Source organism: Daejeonella sp. JGW-45 (genome assembly GCF_029360805.1).
Lineage (GTDB): Bacteria > Bacteroidota > Bacteroidia > Sphingobacteriales > Sphingobacteriaceae > Daejeonella.
In genome coordinates this window covers 126,108-149,579 of sequence record NZ_JARKNC010000003.1, presented here as the reverse complement: position 1 = coordinate 149,579, position 23,472 = coordinate 126,108, and the positions used below count along the sequence as shown (strand labels likewise).

24 protein-coding genes and 1 riboswitch are annotated in these 23,472 nt (G+C 43.5%); of the genes, 13 read left to right on the top strand and 11 right to left on the bottom strand.

Annotated features, from left to right (window positions below; genetic code table 11):
• Positions 1-11: 11 nt before the first annotated feature.
• Positions 12-716 carry a CoA transferase subunit A gene (locus P2W76_RS06200; protein WP_276346726.1) on the top strand — a complete coding sequence of 235 codons (705 nt, stop codon included), beginning with the start codon at positions 12-14 and terminating at the stop codon, positions 714-716.
• Between the two features lie 54 nt (positions 717-770).
• Positions 771-1,442: a CoA transferase subunit B gene (locus P2W76_RS06195; RefSeq protein ID WP_276346724.1), complete on the top strand. Its 672-nt coding sequence runs from the start codon at positions 771-773 to the stop codon at positions 1,440-1,442.
• 302 nt (positions 1,443-1,744) lie between these two features.
• On the opposite strand, the gene P2W76_RS06190 is transcribed toward P2W76_RS06195, so the two are convergent.
• From P2W76_RS06190 to P2W76_RS06180, 3 genes are read right to left on the bottom strand one after another with little or no spacing between them, the layout of a single operon-like run.
• Positions 1,745-2,383 carry a P-loop NTPase fold protein gene (locus P2W76_RS06190; RefSeq protein WP_276346723.1) on the bottom strand — a complete coding sequence of 213 codons (639 nt, stop codon included), beginning with the start codon at positions 2,381-2,383 and terminating at the stop codon, positions 1,745-1,747.
• The gene (locus P2W76_RS06185) at positions 2,376-3,260 is read right to left on the bottom strand and encodes a LysM peptidoglycan-binding domain-containing protein (RefSeq protein WP_276346721.1); all 885 of its coding nucleotides are present in this window, start codon (positions 3,258-3,260) and stop codon (positions 2,376-2,378) included. Before P2W76_RS06185 ends, P2W76_RS06190 begins: the two co-directional genes overlap by 8 nt.
• 27 nt (positions 3,261-3,287) lie before the next feature.
• Positions 3,288-4,049 carry a DUF4905 domain-containing protein gene (locus P2W76_RS06180; protein WP_276346720.1) on the bottom strand — a complete coding sequence of 254 codons (762 nt, stop codon included), beginning with the start codon at positions 4,047-4,049 and terminating at the stop codon, positions 3,288-3,290.
• A gap of 124 nt (positions 4,050-4,173) precedes the next feature.
• Between P2W76_RS06180 and P2W76_RS06175 the strand changes: the two genes are divergently transcribed.
• Positions 4,174-4,653, top strand: coding sequence for a DNA starvation/stationary phase protection protein (locus P2W76_RS06175; RefSeq protein ID WP_276346719.1), 480 nt, complete (start codon positions 4,174-4,176; stop codon positions 4,651-4,653).
• A 73-nt stretch (positions 4,654-4,726) separates the two neighbouring features.
• Here the strand turns inward: P2W76_RS06175 and P2W76_RS06170 are convergent, their stop codons facing one another.
• On the bottom strand, positions 4,727-6,223 hold the full coding sequence (locus tag P2W76_RS06170) for a hypothetical protein (RefSeq protein WP_276346718.1): 1,497 nt from the start codon (positions 6,221-6,223) through the stop codon (positions 4,727-4,729).
• 20 nt (positions 6,224-6,243) lie between these two features.
• Positions 6,244-7,152 carry a hypothetical protein gene (locus P2W76_RS06165; RefSeq protein WP_276346717.1) on the bottom strand — a complete coding sequence of 303 codons (909 nt, stop codon included), beginning with the start codon at positions 7,150-7,152 and terminating at the stop codon, positions 6,244-6,246.
• A 160-nt stretch (positions 7,153-7,312) separates the two neighbouring features.
• Between P2W76_RS06165 and proS the strand changes: the two genes are divergently transcribed.
• The 5 genes from proS to P2W76_RS06140 all read left to right on the top strand — a co-directional run bounded on the left by proS (position 7,313) and on the right by P2W76_RS06140 (position 12,509).
• Positions 7,313-8,785, top strand: coding sequence for a proline--tRNA ligase (gene proS, locus P2W76_RS06160; protein ID WP_276346716.1), 1,473 nt, complete (start codon positions 7,313-7,315; stop codon positions 8,783-8,785).
• A 10-nt stretch (positions 8,786-8,795) separates the two neighbouring features.
• On the top strand, positions 8,796-9,509 hold the full coding sequence (locus tag P2W76_RS06155) for a hypothetical protein (RefSeq protein WP_276346715.1): 714 nt from the start codon (positions 8,796-8,798) through the stop codon (positions 9,507-9,509).
• A 141-nt stretch (positions 9,510-9,650) separates the two neighbouring features.
• A complete protein-coding gene (locus P2W76_RS06150) occupies positions 9,651-10,790 on the top strand; it encodes a cystathionine gamma-synthase (RefSeq protein ID WP_276346714.1) in 1,140 nt (379 codons plus the stop codon).
• A 16-nt stretch (positions 10,791-10,806) separates the two neighbouring features.
• Positions 10,807-11,709 (top strand): TIGR02757 family protein, encoded by a 903-nt coding sequence (locus tag P2W76_RS06145; protein ID WP_276346711.1) that lies wholly within the window; start codon positions 10,807-10,809, stop codon positions 11,707-11,709.
• The gene (locus P2W76_RS06140) at positions 11,706-12,509 is read left to right on the top strand and encodes a phosphatase PAP2 family protein (protein ID WP_276346710.1); all 804 of its coding nucleotides are present in this window, start codon (positions 11,706-11,708) and stop codon (positions 12,507-12,509) included. Before P2W76_RS06145 ends, P2W76_RS06140 begins: the two co-directional genes overlap by 4 nt.
• 70 nt (positions 12,510-12,579) lie before the next feature.
• Here the strand turns inward: P2W76_RS06140 and P2W76_RS06135 are convergent, their stop codons facing one another.
• Positions 12,580-13,728 carry an AI-2E family transporter gene (locus P2W76_RS06135; protein WP_276346709.1) on the bottom strand — a complete coding sequence of 383 codons (1,149 nt, stop codon included), beginning with the start codon at positions 13,726-13,728 and terminating at the stop codon, positions 12,580-12,582.
• A gap of 141 nt (positions 13,729-13,869) precedes the next feature.
• Positions 13,870-14,065: riboswitch (cobalamin riboswitch) on the top strand.
• A gap of 102 nt (positions 14,066-14,167) precedes the next feature.
• On the opposite strand from P2W76_RS06135, the gene P2W76_RS06130 reads away from it, so the two are divergent.
• Positions 14,168-16,066: a TonB-dependent receptor gene (locus P2W76_RS06130; RefSeq protein WP_276346708.1), complete on the top strand. Its 1,899-nt coding sequence runs from the start codon at positions 14,168-14,170 to the stop codon at positions 16,064-16,066.
• A 166-nt stretch (positions 16,067-16,232) separates the two neighbouring features.
• A complete protein-coding gene (locus P2W76_RS06125; RefSeq protein WP_276346707.1) occupies positions 16,233-16,922 on the top strand; it encodes a Sir2 family NAD-dependent protein deacetylase in 690 nt (229 codons plus the stop codon).
• A 50-nt stretch (positions 16,923-16,972) separates the two neighbouring features.
• On the opposite strand, the gene P2W76_RS06120 is transcribed toward P2W76_RS06125, so the two are convergent.
• Positions 16,973-17,503 (bottom strand): DUF6580 family putative transport protein, encoded by a 531-nt coding sequence (locus P2W76_RS06120; protein ID WP_276346706.1) that lies wholly within the window; start codon positions 17,501-17,503, stop codon positions 16,973-16,975.
• A gap of 276 nt (positions 17,504-17,779) precedes the next feature.
• A complete protein-coding gene (locus P2W76_RS06115; protein ID WP_276346705.1) occupies positions 17,780-18,028 on the bottom strand; it encodes a hypothetical protein in 249 nt (82 codons plus the stop codon).
• 148 nt (positions 18,029-18,176) lie between these two features.
• Between P2W76_RS06115 and P2W76_RS06110 the strand changes: the two genes are divergently transcribed.
• Positions 18,177-18,665, top strand: a complete 489-nt coding sequence (locus P2W76_RS06110; protein ID WP_276346703.1) for a GAF domain-containing protein — start codon at positions 18,177-18,179, stop codon at positions 18,663-18,665.
• Positions 18,655-19,263, top strand: coding sequence for a DNA-3-methyladenine glycosylase (locus tag P2W76_RS06105; RefSeq protein WP_276346702.1), 609 nt, complete (start codon positions 18,655-18,657; stop codon positions 19,261-19,263). Before P2W76_RS06110 ends, P2W76_RS06105 begins: the two co-directional genes overlap by 11 nt.
• A 269-nt stretch (positions 19,264-19,532) precedes the next feature.
• On the opposite strand, the gene P2W76_RS06100 is transcribed toward P2W76_RS06105, so the two are convergent.
• Genes P2W76_RS06100 through P2W76_RS06090 form a run of 3 tightly spaced genes read right to left on the bottom strand, consistent with a single transcriptional unit; the run spans position 19,533 to position 22,055 of the window.
• Positions 19,533-20,903: an MATE family efflux transporter gene (locus tag P2W76_RS06100; RefSeq protein ID WP_276346701.1), complete on the bottom strand. Its 1,371-nt coding sequence runs from the start codon at positions 20,901-20,903 to the stop codon at positions 19,533-19,535.
• Between the two features lie 31 nt (positions 20,904-20,934).
• The gene (locus tag P2W76_RS06095) at positions 20,935-21,558 is read right to left on the bottom strand and encodes an RNA-binding domain-containing protein (protein ID WP_276346700.1); all 624 of its coding nucleotides are present in this window, start codon (positions 21,556-21,558) and stop codon (positions 20,935-20,937) included.
• Between the two features lie 11 nt (positions 21,559-21,569).
• Positions 21,570-22,055 (bottom strand): DUF4442 domain-containing protein, encoded by a 486-nt coding sequence (locus P2W76_RS06090; protein ID WP_276347026.1) that lies wholly within the window; start codon positions 22,053-22,055, stop codon positions 21,570-21,572.
• A 146-nt stretch (positions 22,056-22,201) separates the two neighbouring features.
• Between P2W76_RS06090 and P2W76_RS06085 the strand changes: the two genes are divergently transcribed.
• A complete protein-coding gene (locus tag P2W76_RS06085) occupies positions 22,202-23,431 on the top strand; it encodes an MFS transporter (RefSeq protein WP_276346699.1) in 1,230 nt (409 codons plus the stop codon).
• The last annotated feature ends 41 nt before the right edge of the window (positions 23,432-23,472 follow it).

Genomic DNA, 23,472 nt, shown 5'->3' with positions numbered 1-23,472 from the left:
ATCCTTGATTTATGATCAACAAAGTAGTTACTGACGCTGACGAGGCTATACGGGATATTGAAGATGGTATGACCCTGATGCTGGGAGGTTTCGGCTTGTGCGGGATCCCGGAAAATTGTATTAAGGCACTTATCAGGAAAGGGACTAAAGATCTTACCTGCATATCTAATAATGCGGGGGTAGATGACTTTGGTATAGGCCTGATGCTGCAGCAGAAGCAGGTGAGGAAAATGATATCGTCTTACGTGGGGGAGAACGCGGAGTTTGAAAGGCAGCTGTTAAGCGGAGAACTAGAGGTGGAGCTTATTCCTCAGGGCACGCTGGCGACCCGCTGTATGGCTGCCGGATACGGGATGCCAGCGATTTTCACTCCCGCGGGCGTAGGTACCGAGGTAGCTGAGGGAAAAGAAGTTCGTAATTTTAATGGGAAAGACTACCTGATGGAGATGGCTTTTGATGCTGATTTCGCTATAGTTAAAGCCTGGAAGGGGGATACGGCAGGCAATCTTATCTACCGGTCGACGGCCAGGAATTTTAACCCGGTTATGGCTATGGCGGGCAAGGTAACGATCGCAGAGGTCGAAGAATTAGTAGCTGTTGGTGAACTAGACCCTGATAGTATCCACACACCGGGAATTTTCGTGCACCGGGTTTTTCAGGGCAACAATTATGAGAAGCGAATAGAGCAGCGCACTGTAACGGAGCGCCGGTTGTAATGCTTCATGATAACACAAAGATGAAAAGACTGTGATGCTAAAAAATAATTAAGAATGGCTTTATCAAAGGAACAAATCGCTCAGCGAATATCCAGGGAGATCAGGGATGGTTATTACGTCAACTTGGGAATAGGCATACCAACACTGGTTGCAAACTATATTCCTCAAGGGATAAACGTTGTGCTGCAGTCGGAAAACGGTTTGCTGGGAATGGGCCCTTTCCCGTACGAAGGAGAGGAGGATCCGGATCTGATCAATGCAGGTAAACAAACTATCACCACCCTTCCCGGTTCTGCGATATTCGATTCGGCCCTAAGCTTTGGGATGATCCGTTCGCAGAAGGTGAACCTGACTATTCTGGGTGCTATGGAAGTTTCCGAGAATGGGGATATAGCTAACTGGAAGATCCCAGGCAAAATGGTTAAGGGAATGGGGGGAGCCATGGATCTGGTTGCATCTGCGAAGAACATCATTGTAGCGATGCAGCATGTTAATAAAGCCGGTGAAAGCAAGCTTCTTCCTGAATGTACTTTGCCGCTTACAGGAGTTAAGTGCGTCAAAAAGATCGTTACAGAACTGGCGGTACTGGAAGTTCTTCCGGCAGGAGGATTTAAATTGCTGGAACGCGCCCCGGGTGTTAGTGTTGAGGAAATAAAGAATGCGACAGCAGGGAAATTAATTGTCGAAGGGGAAATACCTGAAATGGTAATCACTAGTGTCGGGTAAAAAGATTTTACTTTTCGCCCCCCGGAGGTGGTCGTATATGTTTGAAAACTTCACATACGACCACCTCCGGGGTCGGAAAGAGCTAGAATGATTTCTTCTATAAACATGTGACCCCGTCCGAACGGTGTTCATCCCCGTCCGTACCGGCACGGGCGGACGGGCGGGCACCTTCGGGGTCAAGCCTACTTGTATTTTATAGGAGAGCTTGCTTTTGAAAAATCGGCAAAAAAACATCCAATTCAAGGCGCAAAAGCATATCTTATAGATATTCCAATTTTACCCGGACACTAATGAAAGGGTAATTAATTAAGCACTTTAGCGCGTAATCTGGCTGATATCTCGTCGGTGATTTGAATAATGTCCTCAGCTACGTGACTATTGTTAGTGATGATCTCGTCGCACTCGTCTTTAAATGGTAAAAGGAAGGTTTGGTAAGCTGGCATTACGTGATTGTTCCATTTATATAAAACATCCTCTTCCGGGTAGCCCCGTTCAAGCAAATCCCTCTTTAGCCGCCTTTTCAAAGCTACCTCTTCGTCTGTTTCAATGAAGATCTTCATATCCAGCAGTTCGGATATCTCTTTAAAATGAAGGATAAATAAGCCCTCGACAATAACGATCGGTGCCGGGCGGATCTCGAGCAGCTTAGGTTCGGCATTCGGATTATTGAATGTGTACTCTTTCTGCAGGACCGTTTCACCGTTGATCAGCTTGGTAATGTCGCGCATAAAAAGCTCCTGATCTATCGTTGCCGGCACATCAAAATTGTACAGCTTGTTCTCCTCCGCCGTCATGTTGTGCGCCACGCGGAAATAATAATCATCCTGCGACACGAGGCAAACTTCACTCTCTTTGAAATGGTTCAAAAAACACTTCAGGAAAAAAGTCTTCCCTGAACCGCTTCCGCCGGCAATGCCGATTACAAATGGTTTCTTATTCATTAGGGACGCCGTATACCAATGTTGCCTGGAATCTCTTATCCAGTACGCCAATAAGCTCAGCCGCAGCTTTTGTAACTACGATGATCGCATCTTTATTTGATTCATTTTGTGTGAATTTACCAACAACTTTGGTAAAAGTACTCTTTCCTGTCATTGGGTTTGTGATCTTAATGATCGTTCCGATCGGAGCTGTTTGATGAAGCGCAAGCATTTTCGTTCCGTCAAGGTTTTCGTCTGCAATCCATACGGCAAGCCCGCGTTCGTCTACTTCTCTCAAACCATACCTGGCAGGAGGCAACTTCAGACGGTCGATAGCATTACGGCTGCTGTCGATCTGGGTAGGGGAGCTTCTTGAATCAGCTCTGGGTGTATCCAGCGCTGCAGCTGGAGGAGGAGCAAGCTGCTGGCTGGCTGTACCATAGGGAACTTTGATGATCTGTCCTACAGCCAGGTTATTGCCGGTCAGATTGTTGAGCGCTTTCAGATCCTCAACCGTTGTATTGAACTTTCTGGCGATAGCGATCAGGTATTCCCTTGGACCTACTTTGTAATCTACTACAGCCATTTTGGAATTCGCGGCAGTTTCTTTGGTTTCTGCAGGCATCTCGACCTGTTGGGTGGAGAAGGCCCGGTCTGTTGGTACGCGTAATATTGTACCTGGTTGTAAGGATCGGTTGCTGTTAAATTGTATGACAGACTGAGGGGTAACGTTATATTTCCGGGCTATCGAATAGTAGCTTTCCTTTGCTTCCACCCGGTGAACGATCGTTTTCTTTCCGTTAAGGTTTTCTACACTTATCGAATCTATTTTTATTGAGGCGTTTGCACTGCCAGCGAGAGCTATGATGCAAAGTGATAAAACTAGCCGTATCAGCATTTACTAAAATTTGTTAAAAGTGTGCAATTATACTAAATATGTAACTATTTCCCGTTTATTCCTGATGTAGACGAGGTGATTTAGCTGCATAAAGAACGCTTCGGGCTGGAGTTTTTGTATCCCTGTTGTGATTATGTCGTCAAGAAGAATCCTATCTTCCTGATACACAATTAATCTTTGTTGTAAATAATTGTCCCTGACTTCGTGGAAACTAAGAAACTCTTTGTCCAGGTAAGACAAGGTGCAGATGTGACCTGTTATTTTACCGGCGTCGATAAAGGGCGGCAAGGGAAACGTATCCCTCGTTTCCGGGAAGATGATAGAGTTCCTGGCGGGTAAATTCATTCCGGGTGCCGAAATCGGATCCCCGGAAAGATGGTCTATCCAAAAGTACTTTCGTGGCTGTAACCTGGTATCGAATACCTCTATCCCTTCATCACGACCCTGATTTAAGGAAATATTAAATTTCTGCCAGAGAATATCACCGGTGCGGGCATCGACAGACATTATTCCTTTGCTTTCCGGGGTGTCAGAATGTCCATAGCCGTTGATCAGCAGGTTTTTCATGCCGGCGAACGCCAGGTTCAGCTGCCAGACCTCCTGATAGGTTCGCTCCCGGAAATACACCTGCCCGGTTTTAACGTCCATAACGCTAAATGCAACCTGCTTCAGGTCGGTATTGCGCGTTTCCACAGCTAAGGTCCCGTTTTCATGGATCATGACCTTCCATACCAGGCTTTCAAACTTTTCTGACAGAATCAGGTCAAGTGTATTATTATTTGGACGCATAGTCACGCAAAATTACGCGTTTTGAAATTGATAACAGTCCATGCAGCGTCAAAAGCGTGCTTCTTGTGTTAAGGCAGGAAATTTGTGTGTCTTTCTGGAAAATATATTAACCAAACATATTATCATGAACGCAAAAGAGATTAGTCTGGAAGAAAAGGAAGTAAAGCCTATTGTAGACCAGTTAAACGATCTGCTGGCCAATTATCACATTCACTATCAGAAACTCCGCGGATGTCATTGGAACATAAAGGGCCCGCATTTCTTTACTCTTCATATTAAATTTGAAGAGTTGTACAGCAATGCACAGCTAACAATCGACGAACTTGCTGAACGGGTTCTAACTTTAGGCAAATCGCCCTTCAGCAGATTTGCTGACTATATTAAAAATTCCAGGATCAAGGAGGTTGATACGATCGGCATGAAGGATTCGGATATGGTACAGGCCATTCTGGATGATTTTAGCCTACTTATTGAACTGGAGCGGGAGATTATGAGCAGTACAGATGAAGCTGGGGATGACGGAACAAATGATCTGGTTAATAAATTCATGCAATTTAAAGAGAAGAACACCTGGATGCTCCGGGCATTTGCGGGCAAGAGGTGAGAAAGATCTCCTGCAACTTAATGTATAAAAAAAGACCGGCTGATAAACAGCCGGTCTTTTTATGCATATCAAGTTAAAATCTGGTTCCAACGGTTAAAAACACGTTATGCCTTATATTCTTTAATGTAGCCACAGGTTCTGTGCCGTTGTCAAGTGTATAAGGCCTGCTGTCGGAATTATTACCGGCATTCTGGTATGCAAGATCGATATAGTAGTTGTTAACCCGGTAACCTAAGCCGCCGCTAAACGTGCTGACGTTCAAATCAGGACTGGTCAGGTTTTTATATGGATTTCCCTGAACGCCATACCCTGCGCGCAGCATTAGCTTGTCAAGCTTGTATTCAGCTCCGACACGATAATTAACAGCACTCTTGAAATTGTCGCGCACTGCGCGGTTGTTATTATTAATGACGTCGCCTCCCTGGTTTCCAGAAGAGCCCATAAAATTTATAGTTGAATAATCAACAAAATCGACGTCGGCGGAAATAAAGCCCTGATCATTGAAGAAGTAACCTATACCGCCGCTAAGTTTCATCGGAGTGCGCAGGCGATAGGTGAAGTCATATATCTCTTCATCATTTACATAATTAGTGGCACCGTCAACGCTTACTGCATATCTCGTATCAAGTTTTTCACCGTAACTATCATCAATGGAATACCATGTTGGGCTCTGGAATGTAGCACCGAGCCTGACGTTCGGTGCAGGCCGGAATATGGTACCCACTTTCAAATTAATTCCTGAACCATTAGTGATCTGCGACTGCCGGTAGGACAGAACATAATCACTATCTTCGGTGACGTTATAACCGTCTTCTGTATACTCTGAAAAGGAGTTATATCTTATATTCGAAATGCCCAGACTGGCACCTATGTAGAATTTATTTTCATAGTTGGCTCCAAAGGCAAAATTAATCTCCGATTGCGAACCTGTGCGGTCTATATTATGTGTTTGTATGTTGTTTACATCAGTTTCAGGAAAATAGTATTGGCCATTTGTATCATAACCGATCAGATAATTATCGTAGGCCATTCTGGGAAGTGATCCGGCCGCAAGGGTAGAAGGTGCGCCATAACCCTCTGCTGCCGGTAATTCCGCAAAGTAATCGGCTATGGAGTTCACGCCGTTTGTTCCGGAGAAAGTTATATTATTTCCAAATGCCTGTGTACGATTATACCCCAGTCCGAAATTAAAGCTGATCCAGCCTTTGTTTAATTGTGAGCCCTTTGGTTTTGATACTGTGGAATTCCAGACAACCGCCGCATGAGCCAGGCTTACCTGATCTTTTTGCCCCATTGTACTCTGTCCGAGGTATTGGGCATCGGCCGTGACGCTATTGAATTCGGGGGTAAGGCTGAATTCTGATCGGGTGAACAAACCAAGTCCTGCAGGATTGCTTCCCACCGAGCTCAGGTCGCCTCCCACACCTGTTTGAGCGCCAACAGCCTTGAACCGGGCGGTACTCCCGAATTGGGTTTGCGAGAACCGTAAGGCGTCGCCCGAATATTGGGCATATACTTGTCCTGTAGCTGCCACCATGGCAGCCAAGGATATTAAAATCCTGAAATTCATAAGGTTGTTTCTAATAGGTATTAATTTCCTCTTGAAGGACGTGCGCCGCTGCTGCCGCCGCTGCTCCGTCCACCGCCATCACTGCTTCTGCTGCCTCCATTGTTGTAAGAAGGAGGTGCAGTGTTAATACGCTCAGGTTGTGAAACCCGTTCCGGTTGCCTGCTCACTCTTTCCGGTCTTGGAGCCGTTGTCTGAGGACGGGTACCGGATGTGTTCGGCCTGCCGCCATTGTAACGTCCTGCACGTGAGTTATCCTGGATAACGTTTCCATTACCGTTAACACCGCCTGTATTGCCGCCAGTTATGCCGCGGCGGTCGACCGGTAAAGCATCAGAACCACGTGTCGGCCTTGGACGATAGTTAGGAGAAGTATAGCCTGGACGGCCAACACCGTACCCGCCGCCATAATAGCCGTTATTGCCATAATACCCGCTGCCGAAACCAATGCCGTAAGGGTTGTAGTAGGAGTAAGGCCCCATGAAGCTTCCTGGATAATAGTAACCATAATATCTCCACGGGTTATAGTTATAATAGCCACCATTAATGCCTATCGCTAAATTGATGCCGGGCCCGCCGTAAAAGCTGTACGGATTGTAATATGGATCGTAGTAACTGCTATACATATTTCCATAATAACCGTAAGAGTAGATGTTATTGTAATATCCTCTCCAGGGAGCGTAATTCCTGAACCGGTAGATCCGTTGTGCATAATCGCCATCACCATAAAGCTCTTCGTCGGTTACATAATCAGACTTAGGATCTTCTTCGGGCGCAACCTGGGCTATGACTTCAGCTTTTTCCCGCGCGCGGGCTTCAGAGTAGTAAACATCATCATTCTGGTCAATCTGAGCTGTTTGCTGGCTGGTTGCACAGGAACCCAAAATGAGTATTGATGATAATGCAAGAAGATATATAGATTTTGCTTTCATTGTGCTAAAACTTAGAATTTATAATCAACGGTTATATTAAAGACGATAGTATTTCATGAACGGTTGCATGGCAAAAAATTATAATAGCTCATGTAGTTTTATAACTTTGCTGGCTAATAGTTCAATTAATAAATATACGAAATTTATTCCGTTTCAAGTTATGAGCAAGGGTTTAACAAGCAGAGAAGACGATTATTCACAGTGGTATAATGAACTTGTTACAAAGGCAGATATGGCCGAGCACTCTGCTGTACGTGGATGCATGGTGATAAAGCCTTATGGTTATGCGATCTGGGAAAATATGCAAGCAGCTCTTGATAAGATGTTTAAGGACACCGGGCACAGCAACGCCTATTTCCCTTTATTCATCCCAAAATCCTTTTTCTCAAAAGAAGCATCACATGTGGAGGGTTTTGCCACAGAATGTGCGGTTGTTACCCATTACCGGCTGAAAAATGATGGCAAGGGTAATATTATTGTCGATGAAGATGCAAAACTTGAGGAGGAGCTAATTGTTAGACCTACATCAGAAACTATCATCTGGAATACTTATAAAGGCTGGATCCAGTCATACAGGGATTTGCCTATCCTGGTGAATCAATGGGCTAACGTTGTACGATGGGAAATGCGTACAAGGCTGTTTTTAAGAACAGCGGAATTTTTATGGCAGGAGGGACATACAGCCCACGCAACCGCACAGGAAGCTATTGAAGAAACGGAGCGTATGCTGGAAGTATATGCAGACTTTGCTGAGAGCTGGATGGCCTTGCCGGTTATCCGGGGTAAAAAAACAGCAAATGAGCGGTTCGCAGGCGCTTTAGACACCTATTGTATAGAAGCTTTGATGCAGGATGGTAGAGCATTGCAGGCTGGTACAAGCCACTTTTTAGGACAGAACTTCGCGAAAGCATTCGATGTCAAGTTTACGAGCAAGGAGGGTAAACTTGATCATGTCTGGGCAACGTCCTGGGGCGTTTCTACCCGTTTGATTGGTGCACTGATCATGGCCCACTCTGATGATAGCGGCCTGGTCTTACCACCTAAACTGGCTCCTATACAAGTTGTAATTGTTCCTATTTACCGTTCAGATGAGGAACTCGAAAAGATATCCGTGCTTGCGAAGGAAATCTCCGCCGATCTTAAAAGACTGAATATCTCAGTGAAGTTTGATGATCGCGACACGCTGAGGCCAGGATTTAAGTTCGCTGAATACGAGCTTAAAGGAGTTCCGGTACGGCTGGCAATAGGTGGAAGAGATCTGGAGAATGGAACTATCGAGATTGCAAGGAGAGATACCAGAGAAAAGCAAACAATATCAAGAGACGGACTTGCACCTCATATTGAAGCTCTGCTCGGAGATATACAGCAGAATATCTTCAATAAAGCCCTCAGGTTTCGTGAAGATAACACCAGGGAGGCGAATTCGTACGAAGAGTTTAAGGCTATACTTGATGAGAAAGCCGGCTTTGTTTCTGCTCATTGGGATGGGACATCTGAAACGGAAAAAAGAATAAAGGACGAAACCAAAGCAACTATCCGCTGCATTCCCCTTAACAATAAGCAAGAGAACGGAAAATGTATCGTAACCGGAAATCCGTCCTCGCAAAGAGTATTATTTGCCCGGGCATACTAAAACTTACACCATGGAAGAAATCAAACCATACGACCAGATCCTGAAACTTCTTGAAAACAAAGCATGCCTTAAGCAGCAGATATTCAGGACAACATCAGCTGTATTTGAGAGGTTTAAGAACCAGCTGGAAGTTTTAGGAGATAAAATGCGTCTTGATTTCAAGGATAAGGATTCGTCGGTTGAAATCCGGTATTCGGAAAAGGGAGATTTTGAGGCGTTGCTAAAATTTTCCGGTGATGTATTGGTCATTTCGATGCACAGCAATATTTTTAGCTTTCCACCTGAGCACGCTGTGAACCAATTAAAGTATGTTCAGGAAGACCCGGCACGGAAATACTGCGGTATAATCCATATTCATAATTTCCTGGCAGATTCCCTGAAGTACAACCGCACGTCTGATATGGGTTACTTACTTGGAAGAATCTTCATAAACAAGGACGAGCATTTTTTTGTCGATGGGCAAAGCCAGCTGGGTTTTCTTTTTAATTCCTTTGGAAAAGGTAAGATAAAGGAATCGCAGGTTGTTGAAATTCTTGAGCTGGCGATAATCTATTGTATGGATTTTGATCTGTTAACGCCACCATTTGATACTGTCAGACAGATCACCCTTGAGGAAAAGCAGTTTATGGGCGCCAATTCGGGTTATCCAACCGGTAAACGCATGGGGTATAAATTCAGGACAGAGCTTGAGGGCACAAGCATACCCTCGGATCAAAAGAAGTAGGCGAAAAATATCAGGCAGCGGGATAGCGGGCGATAAACTTACACCATAAGTACAATCCTTTGAACGGGTATTCGTATTTTTGAGCTCGTGAAATTATAATTCAGGGCCTGTCTATGCAATCGGGTCCATAGATAAAATACTATGAAATTCGGAACCAAAGCAATTCATGCCGGTCAGGAACCTGACCCATCGACTGGAGCCATCATGACTCCAATATATCAGACTTCAACTTATTGGCAAAAAACACCTGGCGATAACAAGGGGTTTGAATACTCGCGTGGAACGAATCCAACGCGGAAGGCTTTGGAGTCGTGTCTGGCAGCTTTGGAGAACGCCAGGCACGGACTTGCTTTTTCAAGCGGGATGGGAGCAACCGATGCAGTTTTAAAATTGCTCAGCCCGGGCGATGAAGTTGTAACGGGTAATGATCTTTATGGCGGATCATACCGGATCTTCACTAAGGTCTTTTCAAACTATGGGATTAAGTTTCATTTCATAGATATGACCAATGCTGATAATGTCGGGCAATACATCAACGAGAAGACAAAACTGGTCTGGATAGAAACTCCCACCAATCCTACCATGCAAATAGTAGATATTGCCGCGGTGGCAAAGATTACAAAAGCAAATAATGTCCTGTTGGCAGTTGATAATACTTTTGCGTCCCCATATCTCCAGAATCCTATGGACCTTGGTGCTGATATCGTTATGCATTCCGTTACTAAATATCTGGGCGGGCATTCTGATGTCGTGATGGGGGCATTAATGCTAAATGATGATGAGCTTTATAAGCGATTGTGGTTTATTTATAATGCCTGTGGAGCTACACCGGGGCCAATGGATAGTTTCCTTGTTTTACGCGGATTAAAAACACTGCACCTGAGGATGAAAGCACATTGTGAGAATGGAAAACAAATAGCCAATTTTCTGAAGAATCATCCCAAAGTAGATAAAATATACTGGCCTGGTTTTGAAGACCACCCGAATCATGACATAGCCCGGAAGCAAATGCGTGATTTCGGGGGAATGATCTCTATCACGCTTAAGGGCGCTGATCTGGACGAAACATATCGTGTAGCGGGATCGTTCAGGGTTTTTTCCTTAGCTGAATCGCTCGGAGGAGTCGAGTCGCTTATAAATCACCCGGTGTCTATGACCCACGGATCCATTCCAAAGGCAGAGAGGGAAAAGGTTGGGGTCACAGATAATCTGCTTCGATTGAGTGTTGGTGTAGAAGACATTGAAGATCTTTTGGATGACCTTAAACAAGCTCTGGGATAATCACTTATAATAAAATATGCAAAGTATAGGTTTAAGCTTCCCGGATCTTAAGGACTTTTTAGATCAGAAAGCCGATCTATATAACCAGCCAGGATTTATCGAGCTTGATCCAATTTGTATCCCGCACAAGTTTACCAGTAAACAGGATATAGAGATAATGGGCTTTTGGTCGGCTATGCTTGCCTGGGGACAGAGGAAGACAATTATTAATAAATGCAACGAGCTTATTCGCCTGATGGATGGTGCTCCTTATGATTTTATCACCAATCACCAGGACACGGACCTGAAACGTTTTTCAGGGTTTAAGCATCGTACTTTTAATGATACGGACGCCTTATATTTTGTTGAGTTTTTTAAACAGCATTACAAAATATACGATTCTCTTGAATCAGCATTTCTGCCTGTTGCCAGAATTGAAAAACAGCCAGTGTACCGTGATGAGTACCTGGATCTGGCGGCATCCGGTAATAATATGAATAGCAGTGCATCTTCACCGTGTTTTGCAGGCGAGCTAAGATCACATGCGGTGGAAGATTCTTTAAATTATTTCAGAGGCTATTTCTTTTCTCTCCCTGATTTTCCGCGAAGGACGATAAAGCATGTATCATCCCCGCAACAGAAATCAACGTGCAAGCGGTTAAATATGTTTTTAAGATGGATGGTGAGGAACGATGGCAGAGGCGTGGATTTTGGTATCTGGAAGTCTATCAAGCCTTCTGACCTGATATGTCCTACCGATCTTCACGTAGAACGTGTGGCCAGGAAATTAAAACTTATCACCCGTAAACAGGTCGACTGGCAAACCGCCATGCAACTCACCGAAAATCTTCGCCGGTTTGACCCGGCAGATCCTGTAAAATATGATTTCGCATTATTTGGCTTGGGAATTGAAGAACAGTTCCAAAGATCACTAATATGAAATCTATAATAATTACTTTCCTCTCATGTATTATGTCATTTTCGGCATTCGCGCAAAATGATTCACCTTACAAAACCTCTTTAAAAGCGGATGGTCCAATAATCCTCGGGAGCCTCGGGCTGGGAGCCCTTGGATTAAAAATGATCAAAAACAAGAAAAGCTTAACCAGTGCAGAACTTGCTGCCAAGTCATCCGGTGATGTTAACGGATTCGACCGGTTCAGTGCCGGCGATTTCTCGGAGCGGGCCGATAAGGATAGCTATATACCTTTCTATGCATCTTTTGCTGCACCTGTTGTTATGCTTTTAAATAAAAATGAAAGCAAGAAAGCCGGGCAGATCCTTGTACTTTTTACAGAATCAATGGCGATAACAGGAGCCATGTTTAGTTTGAGTGCAGGCGGAATCGACAGGAGCAGACCCTTTGTGTATGGAACAGCTGCGCCTATAGATAAACGGATGGATAAAGATTCACAACGTTCCTTTTATGCCGGTCATACTGCTGCAACTGCCACGGCCACGTTTTTTCTGGCAAAGGTGTTTCAGGACTTTAATCCCGATTCGCGGGCAAAACCCTACGTCTGGGCTGGCGCCGCATTAGTGCCGGCAGCGGTTGGATATTTACGTCTAAAGGCCGGTCAGCATTTTCTAAGTGATAATTTGCTGGGCTATGCTCTTGGGGCCGGCGTTGGAATTCTGGTTCCACAACTTCATAAAAAAGGCAGCGAAAGTAATTTTAGCTTAAGCCCCTCGGTCAATCCCGATTATAAAGGGGCTACGTTGGTTTACCGTTTGAATTAGTTGCTTCGCTCGTAATGATAATGTTAATCGATATTGTTCGACTCGTGTCATTGCGAGCGAATCATTGCAATCATTTCTTCGCCTTTACTGGCTTAATATTGTCTTCACGCTGAATCTCCTCAGTTACTTTCTCACTTTTCTTCCGGAGCTTAGGGAATGTGATAGGGCTCTTTTCAGGCCTTTCGTCACCTAACAATACGCCCCACTGTTTAAACATGTCTGCTCTGTCAAATATGATCTTTAAGACGGCGATCATTGGAAGAGCGAGGAACATTCCCGGGACACCTGAAATGCTTCCGCCTATGAAAACGCCCAGGATAGCGGCAAACGCATTGATGCGAACTTTTGAGCCTACGATCCTCGGCATTAATATATTATTATCAAGAAACTGAACAAAAGCTATAACCCCTAAGACAATGAAAATCGGCCCAAGTTCCTGTGAAGATGTCAACGTTAAAAGTACACCGATCAGGTTCCCGAAAAGCGCACCGACATAAGGTATAAGATTAAGCAGAGCGAAAATGACACCGATCAACAGGGCATGCTTTATGCCGAACAAGAGCAATAGACCACCCAGCAGAACTGTTATATAGGATATTTGAATAACAAGCCCAATCAGGTAACTTTTAATGATCACTTCAGTTTCTTTCATCACTTCCTCGACCTTTTTATGCTGGCTGGGTTCAAACCAGATAAACACAAAACGCAATAGAAGATTCTTATAGAAAAGAAAGAGGTATATGTAAATTGGCATTAAACCTAAGAATATAAATACAGAGCTTAAGGAGACAGCTGCTCCGCTAGCCATTGTCCCCGCGTTAGCGAGTATCTTATTGCTCTGATCTTTTAAAAACTTAACCTGTTCCTGGGTGCTAAAATCTGTCTTTCTATTGATCCAGTCACTCAGGGCAGTTAAATGAGTGGAGACGTTCTTTTGGATTGAGGGAAAGTCGGCAGCAAGGCGGCCGATCTGTGAAGAGAAAAACCAAATAATAAGGCCGATAAATATCACCATCAGCAGTATGGGAAGTAAAATGGCAAGGACCTCGGGGAACTTCTTTTTCATCAGAAACCGGTAGACCGGCAGCAGCATTATGCTGATGAAGAAAGCCACTAATACCGGCATAACAATACCCTTGCCATGCACGAGCAGAGCGCCTAAGAGGCAAATTCCAAGTAGTTCAATAGAACGTCTAACGGTTAGCGGCAATTCTTTCATATATATATAGTTACACCATGAACGTGTAATACGGAAATAAGTTTGTTTCTGGAGGCGAGATGTGAGGTTCGGAAGACCTGTTTTGCCGTTTTTAGTTTCTCGTTTTCTCGCATCAAAGATCTAAAATTAATAATTCTTGTATATATTTGCACCGCTTTAGGTTCCCGATTTCACGATCGGGATTAAAAGGGAACCGGGTTAGAATCCCGGACAGTCCCGCTGCTGTGTTCTCCACAACGGTTATCCAATCTAATGGTCACTGTTCGCCCAAGGCGGATGGGAAGGCCGGGTAAACCGGGAGTAAGTCAGAAGACCTGCCTTGCGCATAACAATTCATAGCTTTCGGGGATTGAAGCTTGAATGGTGCTGACGTACGGCAGGGCCATTTCTGTATTCCTTCATTATCTGTTTGCTGTGGGATAAACAAACTCACAACAAAATGAAAAAAACAAAGTTTTATGTTGTTGCAGGCCTGGGGCTTGTACAATCCGTATTGCTTAACAGCAATTCATTCTCGCAGGAAAGAACACCTGAAAATCTTAACGAAGTAGTAGTCACTGCGAGCCGCTCGCCGAAGAAAATTTCTGAAATCGGTAAAGTGGCCAGGGTTATCACTGCAGAAACACTTTCCAAAAGTCAGGGGCGAACCCTTCCCGAGGTTTTAAATAATGTTGCCGGTATCACCATTGGTGGAAATGGCAACAATCCCGGTGATGTTAAATCGGTTTTTCTGCGTGGCGGAACCGCAGCTAATACCCTTATCCTTATCGACGGAATTCCAGTCAATGATGCTTCGGAAATTACCGGGGAATACAACATTTCTGCAATTCCGGTTGACCAGATTGAGCGGGTCGAAATATTAAAAGGAGGAAATTCAACCCTTTATGGCTCAGATGCCGTTGCCGGCGTAATTAACATCATTACTAAGAAAGGGTCAGGAAAGCTGGGTGCCAGTCTTCTCGCTACCGGCGGAAGCTATGATACCTACAAACAAGTATTAGGTTTAAACGGGCAGATCGGAAGTACATCGGTTTCTATTAACGGTTCAAACCTTGACTCGAAGAGTTTTTCGACTGCTGCGCCCGGGAAAGGAGAGTCCGATTTTGATAAGGATAGCTTTCATCAGAAATCAATATCGCTGAATATTGGACAACAGCTTAGTGAAAAATTTAGCTTAAGGGGGAACTTTCAGGGAAACAACAACCAGTCAGATCTTGATAGGGGAGCATTTACCGATGCTAAGAACTATACATACAATAAGACAGCTTTCTTAGCCGGCCTGGGGGGTAAATTGTCACTTCAGAAGGGTCTTATTAATTTCAATCTCAGTCACAATAATGTTCGTAATTACTATGATAATAATGGATCAGTCACTAACAACGGAGGCCGGATCAATCATTTTGAAACTAATTTGAACTATGCATTCAATAGTTTCCTGGATCTTGCCAGCGGGGTAAGTTACCGCTTGTCAAAAACTGATCAGCACAATTCCTTTAGTTCACCGTTATTTGCTGATAATAACATCAAAAGTCTTTTTACGTCACTATTTGTCAGGTCGAACAGTGGGTTCCAGGCTGAGCTTGGTGGCCGGGTAAATGATCACAGTCAGTACGGCAATAATTTTACGTACACATTAAACCCATCTTACCTGATTGCAGACCGCTATAAGTTATTTGTAAATGTTTCATCAGCTTATAGAGTTCCGTCTTTGTATCAGCTGTTTTCCGAGTATGGCAACCTGAATCTCGAACCAGAAACTTCAGTTACATACGAAGCTGGCCTTGACTTCAACTTTACGGATAAATTGAATCTGGCTTTCTCTTATTTCAAGCGTGATATTGATAACGTGATTGATTTTGGTCAGGTTACTCCGGGTGTATTTGGATATATCAATCAGAACAATCAAAAGGACAATGGCTTTGAAGTGGAATTAGGTTTTAAACCCTCTTCTGTAATTGATCTGAATGCGTTTTACGCCCATGTTGATGGAGAAGTAACAACGCCCGCGAGCAAAACATTTAATCTCTTCAGGCGACCTAAGGATTCTTTTGGGTTAAATGCAGGTTTTAAGATGACCGAGCAATTTAGTTTCAACGTGATCTATAAATACACCGGTGACAGAAAAGACCGCTACTTTGATAATTCGACCTTTTTAACCGTAGATGCCGATATGGCCTCCTATAATATGGTGGATCTTTATGCTCAGTACAAACCGGTCGGAAGGCTTACACTATTCGCAGATATTAAGAACCTCCTTGATGAGAACTACATTGACTTCAGCGGCTACACCACCAAAGGATTAAACTTCAATGCTGGTTTTAAAATTGATTTTAATTAGATCTTTCTGATTTTTCTGGGAAATAGGAAGTGGGAAATAGGAAATAGAACACAAACGCTGTAATAGGAATTTCATTATTCTCTATTTCCCATTCCCCCAGAATCATTTAAATAAAAATAGCGATGGACTAAATTCCATCGCTATTTTTATTTGTTCAAATTTATATATGCGCAAGAAAATTGTAGTATTAACGGGTGCAGGAATCTCTGCCGAAAGTGGTTTAAAAACTTTCAGAGATGCAGGGGGACTTTGGGAGGGATACAGTGTATATGACGTGGCTACGCCTGAGGCCTGGAAGCGAGACCCGGAACTTGTCCAGCAATTTTATAATGAAAGGCGGAAGGCTGTGCTGGAAGCCTCGCCTAATGCGGCACACCAGGCATTGGTGAAACTGGAGGCAAAATTCGATGTGTCTGTGATCACGCAGAATATCGATGATTTGCACGAAAGGGCAGGATCGTCGGATGTGGTCCATCTTCATGGTATCATCACCAAATCGCAATCTGACAAGAAGCCTGAGCTTACTTATGACATTGAAGGTTGGGAATTAAGGATGGGGGAATTGTGCGAACTGGGTTCGCAACTGAGGCCTCACGTTGTTTGGTTTGGAGAAGCGGTACCAATGATCGAAATTGCGGCTCAGATTTGCTGCAAAGCGGAAATTCTTATTGTTATAGGTACTTCATTGCAGGTTTATCCGGCCGCCGGGTTGGTGGACCTTGCACCAGGAAATGCTTTAAAGTTCTTAGTTGATGTCAATTCCAGGCCAGCACGACAAGACATTGAAGAAATAATAGAGTGTGCATCCACCGGAGTACCTAAATTGGTCCAACGGCTACTGGATTCTGAAGCATAAAAAAACCCGCTGCTATACATGTAGAGCGGGTTAATAAATATTGTATACCGTTAAGCTCTTGCAAGCGAAGGATAACGTTTTGATAAAAGATAAAAAGCTCCGAACAGAACTGCTGAATATACCAAATTACCTAACAGCATATTCCTGAAAAATGGAAGCGCCGCGGTATAAGATGCTATTATACCGGAAAGGTCACGCGGATATAATGAAACCGGGTAAAAAAACGAAAAGTTCGTGATCAGGTAAAAGACTGCGGCACTTATGAATGAAGCTAATACAACATTGGTAGTGTTTACTTTATTTCTGATTAGGAACCCACAAGCGACCATAGCTATAAATCCACTATATACAAGTAGGCTAAAACCATTCCTGAGAAACAGAAGATCTGCCAGGGCCATCGCTGCAAGGGGCATGATGAAAGCAAGGCGTTTGTCATTGAACTGAGCTCCTGCAAAAATTGCCAGGGCTCCCACTGCTGTGAAATTCCAAGTGTGGTCGATTACAAGGGGCAGGGCACGGGTTAAAGCTGCCAGCGTAATTAATATCGTTAAGACGATGAAGCGTGAAGAGTCGATTTTCATAATTCAAAAATAAGAAAAAAAACATTTGCATTCTAGCTAAAGTAAAAATGTGCTTTGAATAGATATTTGCATTTATTTGGCAAAAATGCACGGCAAATAAAATTCTGTTAAAGATAATAGACTAAAGAATAACAGTGGTTTATGTTATTTAATATCTCATATAACTTTATATAAGGTTAAATTTAAAATCAAAAAATGCTGTTAACCACCGAATAAAATTCTGTTTTCCAATTGAATTGGTTATTAATCAACGGGTTATGTATATCATCTTTCAGGTTAACTGTCATATCGTTTGTACGCCGCATTAAAATCGCTGCGCATCATATTGAACCGTTCGACCGCTGTGTTTATAAATTCTGCGTCCAAAATCTGAAAGACTCCATTAACACCTTCAACGATGTCGAGCTCTGAGAGCTTATAGATCTGTTCGAAGCTCCCTTTCTCAAGTTTGATGATAAACTTTTGGTTCATCGAAAAGATGGTGATCTTACAGTCGGGGTGCGGCAGTTCGGCGATTACTCTCATGATAATTTGGTTGAATACAAAGGAATTAAAGTCGTGTACTTCAGGGTTAAAGATAGATGTTCAAAAATTATTCCCGGGTTTACGCAAAATTAAATGATTTTGACTTGCCTATGGCTTCACATTGGTATCGTAAGGTTAATTTTGCATTATGGCGGATGATTTAAAAATAAGTACGGGTACGAAATCAGAAAAATATCAGACCCTGGTACCACAAATAAAGGCATTACTGGAAGGCGAAAATGACCTCATAGCCAATTTAGGAAATGTAAGTGCAGCTTTAAAAGAGCAGTTTAATTTTCTATGGGTCGGGTTTTACCTGGTTAAGAACGATGAACTGGTGTTGGGCCCGTTCCAAGGACCTGTAGCCTGCACCCGTATCAAAAAGGGGAAAGGTGTTTGTGGGGCCTCATGGGCGGAGAAAAAGATAATCCTGGTACCCGATGTCGAAGCGTTTCCCGGCCATATTGCGTGCAGCTCAGCGTCACGTTCCGAAATTGTTATTCCTATCATAGATTCCTCAGAGCGCGTAATCGGGGTGCTAGATGTAGACAGCGAGGAGTTAGATAGTTTTGATGAAACCGATGCGACATATTTGTCTGATATTATTAACCTTGTAGGTTTCAACCTTGGCAAATAAACTTCCTTTAGAATTTTATAGACAGGACGATGTGGTTTTGGTTGCCCGGCAGCTATTGGGTAAACACCTTTACTCATTCGTTGACGGGCAGTTGACCGGTGGAATCATAATAGAAACCGAAGCTTATAAGGGGCCGGAAGACAGAGGTTCACACGCCTACAACAATAAACGAACTGCCAGAAATGAAATGATGTATGCCCCGGGTGGAGTGGCCTATATGTACATTTGTTATGGGATTCATGATATGCTAAATATCGTTACCGGGCTCGCTGAGACATCACATGCTGCTTTAATAAGGGCTGTAGAACCAATTGAAGGAGTGGGTATTATGAGAGCAAGACGCAATGTCTTTAACGATGACCGACGCTTATGCCAGGGCCCCGGGGCTCTAACTAAAGCAATGGGGCTAACCAAGCTTCATAACGGTACAGATCTTCAGGGCGATACTATCTGGCTTGAAGACCGCGGGCTGCATTTTATAGATGACCAGGTACATGCGTCCGCGCGGGTGGGTATGAACTTTGACGGCCCTTATAAGACAATTCCGTGGCGATTCTACTTAAGAGGGAGCCAGTACGTCAGCAGACCACACATCTAGAAGATCAGGCGTTTACTAAATTATTTTAACTTAACCCGGCCTGTCCAGATCCCCGCAAGAGGGTTGAAATGTAAAATGCTGATTTTCAATTATTTTTACCTATATTTGCATTATGGAAAAGCAATTCTTTACACGTTACCGGTTTATTGATACTCGTACAGGTGATCTGATTAGATATATGAATATCAACGACAGGTTAGAGGATCATGTCGAAAGGTTAAAGAAAATGCAATCTCAAATTTTTAACGAAGTTAAAATTCCTGTGGCATTCATTCTGTATGAATTAGCCGAACCAGTTTCTTAGAGAAGAACTGGAACCTAAGGAACAGCAGGATCGATGAAACAAGCAAGCCTGCGGTAAGTCCGTACCAAACACCATTTGCTCCCAGTCCGAGTGTTATACCCAAATAATATCCGATAGGCAGACCTATAATCCAATAGGCAACGAAGGTAATAATGGTGGGTACGTTTACATCGCCAATTCCTCTCAAAATTCCTAGTCCCACAACCTGCGTTCCGTCAAATAGTTGAAAGAATCCAGCAATAATAAGTAGCTGGGCTGCAATGGATATGACATTGGTATCTGAAGTGTATATCCAGGGTAAAAACTGATTGAATACAATAAATATCAATGCCGTCAGAGACATAAACCCTAAAACAATATGATAGCTTGAAATTGCGGAAAGGCGAAGCGACATGAAGTCTTCCCTGCCAAAATTATTACCAGTTTTAATTGTTGCCGCAGACGATATTCCGCTTGCCATCATATATGTCATGGATGCCATATTGATTGCAACCTGATGAGCAGCCTGTTCTACCGCGCCGATTGTTCCGATGAAAATTGCTGCTGCACTAAACGCGCTTACCTCAAAGGTATACTGCATGGCAACGGGGGTGCCGATCTTCAAAATAGCCTTGGATCGTATTGTGTCTATAGCGTTTAGTGTAAATGTTTTAAGATAGGCTGTGAAATGACGCGATTTCAATACATACATTGCCATAACAACGGCCATGATCAGTCTGTCGGCCAAGGTGCTCCAGCCCACACCACTTACGCCCATAGGGCTTATTCCAAACAAACCCTTTACGAATATGATACCAAGACAAATATTAAACACGTTGCCCCACAGCGAAATCATCATAGCCTGTTTCGTAAACCCAAGCCCTTCAGCAAACTGTTTAAAAGTCATAAATACCATCAGGGGTATGATAGATATTCCAAGCAGAGCCAAATAGGGTTTTGCCTGTCTGACCACTTCGGGCGACTGATCCATGTTGTCTATTACAGCGAGCGAGCCATAATAAACCAGCACATAAAGAATTATCCCAATTATCGAATTTATCAATAAACTGTTAGCCAGCAATTTACCGCATTCTTTAAAATTCTTCCTTCCGCTTTCCTGGGCTATTAAAGGCGTGAGTCCATAGGAAATGCCCATTCCAATTACCATTATGACCATAAAGATGCTGTTGACGAGCGCCACAGCAGCAAGTGGTACGGTACCAGCGAAGTGGCCGACAATTATGCTATCCGCGGTATGGACCAGCGTGTGGCCAAGTTGGGAGATAACGACAGGTACAGCTAATTTTAGGTTAGTCTGATAATGCGGTTGATACTTAGAAAAAGTGCGTTTTATCATACAATATCAGGAACAGGACGTATAAGAGAGATCAAGAAGCAGTGTAGTACTCTTCCTTTTCAGTTGTGTGCATTCGTATGACACCTGATAAAACGAGATTTACGAGGATGCGATGGGTCCGCCGCCGCGAAAGATTAAGCATGTGGCTGTATTCTTTAGATGTAATTCGTTCATGCTGATCCAGGTACTCAAGCAGAGCTTTTTCTTTCGACGAGTATTCCAAAAATACACCCTGGTCGTTGTTCTCCCTTTTTAATACGTCAACGACTATTTTACTGGCAAGAACACTTTTATCATTTACACGAATATAAACCCACCATTTTTTATCCTCGCCGAGTGCGTAGTGCGGTTTCATTTCGCTTTTTCTGATCTCAACGATCAATACCACCTTGTCATCGACATATACTTCTTCAAATATAGGGTCGAGTGCTGGTTTACAGAAGAAATGAGCAGCTTTGGTAAGCATGTATTTTTCTTCCTCTTCAGATTTAACTCCACTGATAGTGCCGTCATCTGAGATCCCAACCAATAATCTGCCGCCACGATTATTAGCAAACGAGACCATCGTTTTTGCGATCTTCTCGCAGCTTGTTATCTTTTTTTTGAAATCCTGGGTTACACCTTCACCTTCCAAAATGAGCTTCCTGATTTTCATGGGCAGTTTTATTAGTACGCGACTGTACGCTCTTCTCCGGAATGAAGATTCCGCACATAAACTTCGTTTATCACAAATGCGCAAAGTTCGCCGTTCGAATTTAGGATTTCCACAGGAAAAGCCTTTACAAATTTACCAACAGTCCTTAGGCTATGCTCAGCCTCATTTATCTCTTCCTCACTTAATGAAATCTTGAAATGCAGGTCTGTCCGGCCCGGTTTTTTATATTGAATGTCAGCACTTTTCAGCCACACGCGAACCTTAAAGCCCTTTCGTCTAAAAAGCTGATCGAAAAGCAGAGCGTAGAAGGGATCTGAAGCACTAAATATGGTTCCACCGAAAATAGATTTATTGTAATTAGTATTCAGGAAACTTTTGAATATCGCGACATGTACTCCGGTAAATCCTTTATCGAATTGTTTTACCCAGATCCTTTGAAAAAACAGCGGTGGATATAGCCTCATGGCCCACTTGAGCAAATTCTCTGAAACTACCATATACGCAATATCAGGAAAACCGGTCGATTTCAAAAACATTCAGATGATAATGAGATTAGCCTGACAAGGCCGGTTTTTTCTGAGAATGCAAATCAGCTTGTTTTTTTATCGTTTTTGTTTGTAGATTGAACGCTCAAAATAAATATATGGATCAAACTGCTACTAATTCGAAAAACGTTAAACTGATCATCCTCGTTGCCGCCCTCGGCTATTTCGTTGACATCTACGACCTTATCCTGTTTTCAGTAATACGAGTAAAAAGCCTTAAAGGACTGGGTGTGCCGGAAAGTGATCTGCTGGATGTTGGCACTATGCTGATCAACAGCCAAATGTTCGGGATGTTATTAGGCGGAATATTGTGGGGTGTTATTGGCGACAAAAGAGGCCGTATAAGTGTGCTCTTCGGATCAATCCTGCTCTATTCGGTTGCGAACATGGCAAATGCCTTTGTGACCACTGTTCCGGCGTACGCAGTCATCCGTTTCATTGCGGGTATCGGACTTGCCGGTGAACTCGGAGCAGGAATAACCCTCGTAACTGAGACTATGAGCAAGGAAAACAGGGGCTATGGAACGATGATTGTCGCGGGCGTTGGATTATTCGGCGCTGTTGCGGCTGCATTAGTGGGCGAGCACTACGCCTGGGAAACATCATATATTATTGGCGGAGTAATGGGATTGCTTCTACTGGGTCTTAGAGTAGGCCTTGCCGAATCGGGAATGTTCAAAAATGTTAAAAACGATGGGATAAGCCGAGGAAACATATTTATGCTGTTTAACAATGGGGACAGGTTCAAAAAATATTTAAACTGTATATTGATCGGTATTCCGTTATGGTTCGTTGTTGGTGTTCTTGTTACGTTTTCTCCGGAATTTGGAAAAGAACTCAATGCAACCGAACCACTGTCGGCCGGTACCGGAATTATGTGGTGTTATATAGGAATAGCAGTTGGTGATGTTGTGGCTGGTTTTATGGCCCAAATGCTCCGCTCGAGAAAGAAGGTTATGCTTACGTTCCTGCTCCTGACCGGCGTCAGTATAATAGTTTACCTCAACGCCGAAGGGATGACGTCCACTCAGTTTATCTGGCTTGCATTGTTCCTCGGATTTTCGTCTGGTTACTGGGCAACTTTTGTAACGATCGCTTCAGAGCAGTTTGGAACGAATTTAAGAGCGACGGTAACTACTACCGTGCCGAATTTTGTCCGCGGTTCTTTGGTATTAGCTACCCTTTCTTTCACCGCGTTAAAAGGTAGTTTGGGCATAATCAACAGTGCCTTGATCGTAGGATTTGTTTCGCTGGCGATTGCCGTTATAGCTTTGTATCAGCTCAGGGAGACTTTTGGAAAAGACCTGGATTATGTTGAGATAAGTTAACATGTCTGCATGCGAACAGCAATCATTTTCCTTTAAATATT